The organism is Hungatella sp. SL.1.14, assembly GCF_024460495.1.
Lineage (GTDB): Bacteria > Bacillota > Clostridia > Lachnospirales > Lachnospiraceae > Hungatella > Hungatella hathewayi.
This window is the reverse complement of sequence record NZ_JANFYJ010000343.1, coordinates 1-301: the sequence shown is the minus strand read 5'-3', so window position 1 is coordinate 301 and position 301 is coordinate 1. Positions and strand designations below refer to the sequence as shown.

Genomic DNA, 301 nt, shown 5'->3' with positions numbered 1-301 from the left:
GTATGGTTCTCGGGTTTAAAAGTCTGAAACGGTTGTAGGCATTTTTCCGGGAAGCAGTTATACTATAAGTATTCTATTTGCAGGAAAGGGGGAATCCCCATGAGTGATACAGAGACGATAACAGAGCTGCCGAAGTCGACGCGGCCACATTTAACGCAGCCGCATATAACACAGCAACTTCCATCGCAGGAGCTCCTGATACAACCGCAGTACAGCTTCTTAAAAACAGATCCCCATCTGGGAAAACACATCATCCTGCTGGGGCTGGCAGGCAGTTATTCGTATGGAACGAACAATGAAA

The 301-nt window shown here is 46.8% G+C and carries 1 pseudogene; it reads left to right on the top strand.

Annotated features, from left to right (window positions below):
* Positions 1 to 99: 99 nt before the first annotated feature.
* Positions 100 to 301 (top strand): annotated as a pseudogene (locus tag NE473_RS31275) (nucleotidyltransferase); the annotation flags it as partial.